We start from the raw sequence: 6123 nt of genomic DNA, 5'->3' as shown, positions 1-6123 counted from the left end.
GCGTTGCCGATACCGTTCAGCCGCGCGTTTTCCCGAGCGTCGGCGACGGCCTCGGGCACGATCTCCAGCCCCAGCACCTCGCGCGCCCGCGCGGCGAGGAGGAGCGCGATGGTGCCGATGCCGCTGTACGCGTCGAGCGCCCGCCCGGCCGAATCGCCGGCGTACTCGAGCGCCCTTCGGTACAGGACCTCCGTCTGCGCGGGGTTGACCTGATAGAAGGACTCGATCGACACGTGGAACGCGAGGCCGAGGAGCCGGTCGCGCACGTACGGCCGGCCCCACACGGTGCGCGTGCGAGGCCCGAGGATGCGGTTGCCGCGCGCGCGGTTCACGTTGACGACGAACCCGGCGAGCCCGGGCACCTCGGCGCGCAGCGCCGCGGCGAAGCCGGCCTCGTCCGCGAAGCCCTCGCCGTTGAGCACGAGCGCCACGAGCAGTTCCCCGGTGGCGACGGCGACGCGCGCCACGACGTGGCGCACGAGCCCCGCGTGGCGGGACTCGTCGTACGGCGGCAGCCGCCAGCGCTCCAGGAGCCGCCGCGTCGCTTTGAGCGCCGGCACGAGGCGCTCGTCCTCGAGGCGGCAGTCGTCGAAGTCGACGACCTCATGGCTGCCCCGCGCGTAGTAGCCAAGGCGGAGCGTCCCGCCCGGCCCGGGGGCCACCGGCACGGCCGCCTTGTTCCGGTAGTGCCAGGGCCGCGCCATGCCGAGGATGTCCCGGACGCGCACAGCGCCGGGGCCGGATCCGGACGCGTCGAAGCCGCCGATGCGCTCAAGGGCGTCGATCACGATCTTCCGCTTCGCCGCCAGCTGGGTTTCGTACGAGAGGTGCTGCCAGGCGCAGCCGCCGCACTGCGTGAAGACGGGGCAGGGCGGTGGCACGCGCCCCGCGGCCGGCGCCTCGACCCGCTCGATGGCGGCGCGGGCGTAGCGCGGCCGGGCCTCCAGGATTCGCGCCCAGACGCGGTCGCCGACGGCGCCGTAGGGCAGGAAGACGGCGTAGCCCTCGTGGTGGGCGACGGCGTCGCCGCCCGCCGCGAGGTCGTCGATCTCAAGAAGAAGGCGGTCGCCCGGGTTCGGGCGCTTCCCGCCCGGGCGCTTCCCGCTCTGTGCGTTCATTCTTCCAATGCCTGGCGGACGAGCTCGTTCGCCAGGGCCGGGTTGGCGCGTCCGCGCGTGGCCTTCATCACCTGGCCGACGAGGAAGCCCACGGCGTTCGTCTTGCCCTTCCGGTAATCCTCGACGGCCGCCGGGTTCTGCGCGAGGACCTCCTTCACGACGGCGTAGAGCGCCTCGCGGTCCGCGATCTGCACGAGGCCCCGCGCCTCGACGATCGAGCGCGGATCGCCGCCCGTCCTCACCAGCTCCGGGAAGATCTCTTTCGCGATCTTGCCGGTGATCGTCCCTTCCTCGATCAGGCGCAGCAGCGCCACAAGGCCCTCCGGCGTCATGCGCGTGTCGGCGAGCGTCTCGCCGGTCTCGTTCAGGTATCCCTGCAGTTCCACCATCACCCAGTTCGCCGCCTGCTTCGCGTCCGCTCCGCGGTCGAGGCAGGCGTCGAAGAAGTCGGCGAGCGGACGCTGGTCGACGAGCACCGAGGCGTCATACGCGGAAAGGCCGAGGCGCTCGTACCGGGCGCGCCGCTCCGCAGGCAGCTCGGGCAGGCTCCGCCGGATCTGCTCCACCCAGTCCGCGTCGAGGCGCAACGGCACCAGGTCCGGTTCAGGGAAGTAGCGGTAGTCGTGCGCCTCCTCCTTGCTGCGCGAGGGCGTCGTCTGGCCCGCGCGCTCGTTCCAGTGGCGCGTCTCGCGAACGACGCGCTCGCCGGACAGCACGACGGCCCGCTGGCGCTCCGCCTCGTACTCCAGGGCCTGCTTGACGGCGCGGAAGGAATTCATGTTCTTGACCTCGACAAGCGTGCCGAAGGCGTCGCTGCCGACCGGCCGGATGGAGATGTTGGCGTCGCAGCGGAGGCTGCCCTCCTCCATCCTCACGTCGGAGACGCCGGTGTAGAGCATCACGTTGCGCAGCTCCTGGAGGTAGGCGCGCGCCTCCTCCGGGGAGCGCAGGTCCGGTTCCGACACGATCTCGATGAGCGGCACGCCCGCGCGGTTCAGGTCGACGAGCGTCCCCAGGCGAGGGTCGTGCAGGGACTTGCCCGCGTCCTCCTCGAGGTGCAGGCGCCGGATGCGCACCCGCCGCGTTCCGCCGCCGGGGAGCGGCACGTCAAGGTAGCCGTTGGTTCCCAGCGGGCGGTCGAACTGCGAGATCTGGTACCCCTTCGGAAGGTCGGGATAGTGGTAGTTCTTCCGATCGAACTTGGTCACCGGCGCGATCTCGCAGTGGAGCGCCAGCGCCGCCCGCACCGCATACTCGACGGCGCGCCGGTTGGGGACGGGCAGCGCCCCCGGCAGGCCCAGGCACACGGGGCACACGTGCGTGTTGGGCGGGTCGCCGAACGTGACACGGCAGGCGCAGAACATCTTGCTCTCGGTGGAGAGCTCCACGTGGACTTCCAGGCCGATGACCGTCTCGAACTCGGTCGAGGCCGCGACGCGACTCATGCCGAACCCTCCCCGGCGGACGTGACAAGGCCCAGCGGCGGCCGGCGGCGGTGCCAGCTGGTGGCCCGCTCATAGGCGGCGGCGGCGGCGAACAGGCGCTCCTCCTGGAACGGCGGAGCCATGAGCTGCAGCCCGACGGGTAGGCCCTGTTCGAAGCCGCACGGCACGGAGATCGCCGGGATGCCGGCGAGGTTCGCCGTCACCGTGCAGATGTCGCTCGCGTACATGGCGAGGGGATCGTCCGTCTTCTCCCCGAGCGCGAAGGCGACCGTCGGCGAGGTGGGCGAGGCGAGCAGGTCGTACCGCTGGAAGGCCTGCTCGAATTCCGCGCGGATCTTGGCGCGCACCTGCTGCGCCCGCTTGTAGTACGCGTCGTAGTAGCCGGAGGACAGCGCGAACGTGCCCAGCATGATGCGGCGGCGCACCTCCGGACCGAAGCCGCGCCCCCGCGTCCGCTCGTACATGTCCACGATGTCGTCCCCCTGGACGCGCAGACCGTAGCGCACGCCGTCGTAGCGGGCCAGGTTGGAGCTGGCCTCCGCCGGCGCCACGATGTAGTACGCGTCCAATCCAAGCCCCGCCGTGGGCAGGCGGCACTCCTCCACGGCCGCGCCCAGTTCGGCCAGCGTCTCCAGCGCGGCCACCGTCAGGTCGCGGACGACGGGGTCGATGCCCTCGGCCTCGAACATCTCACGCGGCGCGCCGATCCGCAGCCCGCGCACGCCGCGTTCCAGCGCGGCCATGTAGTCCCCGACCGGTTCCGGAGCGCTCGTGGCGTCGAGGGGATCGCGGCCGGCGATCACGGTCAGCGCCAGCGCGGCGTCCGCCACGTCCCGGGCCAGCGGGCCGATCTGGTCGAGCGAGGAGGCGAAGGCGACGAGCCCGTACCGGGACACCCGACCGTAGGTGGGCTTGAGACCGACGACGCCGCACAGCGCCGCCGGTTGCCGGATGCTGCCGCCGGTGTCGCTGCCGAGCGCGAGCGCCGCCTCGCCGGCCGCGACGGCCGCCGCCGACCCCCCTGAGGAGCCGCCGGGCACGCGACGCGTGTCCCAGGGGTTGCGGGTCGGAAAGAAGGCCGAGTTTTCCGTCGACGAACCCATGGCGAACTCGTCCATGTTCGTCTTCCCGACGATGACGGCGCCGGCGCGGCGCAGGCGCCGGACGACCGTCGCGTCGTACGGAGGGACGTAGTCGGCGAGCAGGCGCGAGGCGCACGTCGTCCGCATCCCGGCCGTCGACAGGTTGTCCTTCAGCGCGACGGGCACGCCGGCCAGGGGCCCGGCCGACTCCCCTCGGGCTAGCGCTTCGTCGACGGCGCGCGCCTGCGCGAGCACGTCGCCCTCGTCCAAAGGCGAGATGAACGCCTGGACGCGCGCCTCGACGGCTTCGCGGCGGTCGAGGAAGGCCCTGGCCACCTCCGTGGCGCTGACCTCGCGCCGGGCGATCCGGTTGCGCAGCTCGTGCGCCGTCAGTTCATGGAGCTTCACGCGTCCGCCTCCTCGTGGGCGACGACGCGCGGGACGCGGAAATAGCCCTCGTGCGCGTCCGGAGCGTTCGCGAGCGCCGCCTCGCGCTCGAGGCCCGGCCGGGCCACGTCTTCCCGCCATACGCTGTGCAGTCCCCCGACGTGCGCGAGCGGTTCGACGCCCTCGACGTCGACGGCGCGCAGCCGCTCCACCCGTTCGAGGATGCCGTTCAGCTCGGCGGTGAGCGCGCTCACCTCCGCCGGCTCAAGGCCGAGCCGGGCCAGCTTGGCGATGTGGCGAACTTCATCTTCCGAAATCGGCATCGTCGGTTCCCTCGCTTCCTGCGCGCGCGCCGCCCCGCCCGTCGCCGCCGGCCACGGCCGCGCGCGCCTCCTCCACCAGCTTCATGAACGCGGCCTCGTCCAGGACCGGCACGCCGAGCTCCCTCGCCTTGTCCAGCTTCGATCCCGGGCTTTCCCCGGCCACGACGTAATCCGTCTTGCGGCTCACGCTGCCGCTGACGCGGCCGCCCAGCGCGGCGATCATCTCCTCCGCGTCCCGCCGTGGGATGGAGAGGGTGCCGGTCAGGACGAACGTCTTGCCGGCGAACGGCAACTCCCCCGACGGGACGCGGCCCGGCTCCTCCGTGCGCACGCCCGCCTCTTTGAGGCGCGCGATGAGCGACGCCGTCTCCGGCTGCGAGAAGTAGGTGACGACGCTCCGCGCGATCTTCTCTCCGATTTCCGGTATGGCCGTCAAGTCCTCCACCGACGCGCGCGCCAGCCGGTCGATGTCGCCGAAGTGCGACGCGAGCAGCGCGGCCGCCCGCTCCCCGACGTGCCGGATGCCCAGCGCGAACAGAAGCCGCGAGAGCGGCCGCTCCCGGCTCTCCTGGATGCGCGCGACGAGGTTCTCGGCCGACTTGCGGCCCATGCGCTCCAGCGGCACGAGGTCTTCGGCGCGCAACCGGTACAGGTCCACGACGTCCCGCACGAGGCCCGCCTCGAGGAGCCGGTCGACGAGCGACGGGCCCAGCCCGTCGATGTCCATGGCGTCCCGCCCCGCCCAGTGCAGGATGCGCTCCCGCACCTGCGCGGGACAGGCCGTGTTCACGCAGCGCCGCACGGCCTCGCCCTCCTCGCGCACGGCCGCCGAGCCGCACACGGGGCAGCGGTCGGGCATGACGAAGGGCCTCGCGTCTTCCGCGCGCGCGGCGACGTCCACGCCCACGACCTGCGGGATCACGTCGCCCGCCTTCTGGATGACGACCCAGTCCCCCACGCGCAGGTCCTTTTCACGGATGTAGTCCTCGTTGTGGAGGCTGGCGCGCGAGACCGTGGACCCGGCCAGGCGCACCGGCTCCAGGACGGCGAGCGGCGTCAGCGCGCCGGTGCGCCCCACGGAGACGACGATGTCCAGCACCCGCGTGCGCGCCTGTTCGGCGGGGAACTTGTAGGCGACGGCCCAGCGCGGGCTGTGGCTCGTGCTGCCGAGATCCTCCTGTTGCCGGAGCGAGTCGACCTTCACCACGACGCCGTCGATCATGTACGGCAGGTCCGCGCGCCGCTCGGCCCAGGCGAGGCAGGCCTCGATGACCTCGTCGACCGCCTCGCAGCGCCGGTTTTCCGGGTTGACGTTGAAGCCCCACGCGCGCAGCGCCTCCAGGGCGGCCCACTGGCTCCGGGGCGGCCCGGCCTGGCCCGGGAAGCCCTCGGCGGCGAGGATGCTGTAGACGAAGCAGTCCAGCTGGCGCTGCGCCGTGACGGACGGGTCGAGCTGGCGCACGGAGCCGGCCGCCGCGTTGCGAGGGTTGGCGAAGAGCGGTTCGCCCGCGGCGCGGCGCGCCTCGTTGAGGCGCTCGAACGCGGCCACCGGCATGAAGACCTCGCCGCGCACGACAAGCCGCGCCGGCGCCTCCGGAGGGAGCACCTTGGGAATGGTCTCGATGGTCCGCAGGTTCGCCGTCACGTCCTCGCCGACCTCGCCGTCGCCGCGCGTCGCGCCGCGGACGAAGCGGCGGTTCTCGTAGGTGAGCGCCACCGAAAGGCCGTCGATCTTCGGCTCCACCACGTACGCTGGAGACTCGCCCTG

At 72.5% G+C, this 6123-nt stretch carries 5 protein-coding genes; all 5 read right to left on the bottom strand.

Annotation, left to right across the window (positions count from 1 at the left end; translation table 11 throughout):
- Positions 1 to 1118 (bottom strand): 23S rRNA (uracil(1939)-C(5))-methyltransferase RlmD (gene rlmD / locus IRZ18_07920; GenBank protein ID MBX5477030.1); only part of this gene is annotated, 1118 nt, incomplete at its 3' end.
- Positions 1115 to 2563: an Asp-tRNA(Asn)/Glu-tRNA(Gln) amidotransferase subunit GatB gene (gatB, locus tag IRZ18_07915; protein ID MBX5477029.1), complete on the bottom strand. Its 1449-nt coding sequence runs from the start codon at positions 2561 to 2563 to the stop codon at positions 1115 to 1117. The genes rlmD and gatB, both read right to left, overlap by 4 nt.
- On the bottom strand, positions 2560 to 4053 hold the full coding sequence (gatA, locus tag IRZ18_07910) for an Asp-tRNA(Asn)/Glu-tRNA(Gln) amidotransferase subunit GatA (GenBank protein ID MBX5477028.1): 1494 nt from the start codon (positions 4051 to 4053) through the stop codon (positions 2560 to 2562). The genes gatB and gatA overlap by 4 nt, the downstream gene beginning before the upstream one ends.
- On the bottom strand, positions 4050 to 4355 hold the full coding sequence (gene gatC / locus IRZ18_07905) for an Asp-tRNA(Asn)/Glu-tRNA(Gln) amidotransferase subunit GatC (protein ID MBX5477027.1): 306 nt from the start codon (positions 4353 to 4355) through the stop codon (positions 4050 to 4052). The genes gatA and gatC overlap by 4 nt, the downstream gene beginning before the upstream one ends.
- A partial coding sequence (gene ligA / locus IRZ18_07900) for an NAD-dependent DNA ligase LigA (GenBank protein MBX5477026.1) occupies positions 4336 to 6123 on the bottom strand: 1788 nt, incomplete at its 5' end. The genes ligA and gatC, both read right to left, overlap by 20 nt.

Source organism: Clostridia bacterium, from assembly GCA_019683875.1.
In the GTDB taxonomy this organism is placed as follows: Bacteria; Bacillota; Sulfobacillia; order RBS10-35; family Bu92; genus Bu92.
The sequence above is the reverse complement of the archived record's forward strand: the minus strand, read 5'-3'. Positions and strand labels throughout refer to the sequence as shown.

Coding starts and splice junctions, on each gene's coding strand:
- gatB (MBX5477029.1), bottom strand. CDS start 2,563: ATGAGTCGCGTCGCGGCCTCGACCGAGTTCGAGACGGTCATCGGCCTG.
- gatC (MBX5477027.1), bottom strand. CDS start 4,355: ATGCCGATTTCGGAAGATGAAGTTCGCCACATCGCCAAGCTGGCCCGG.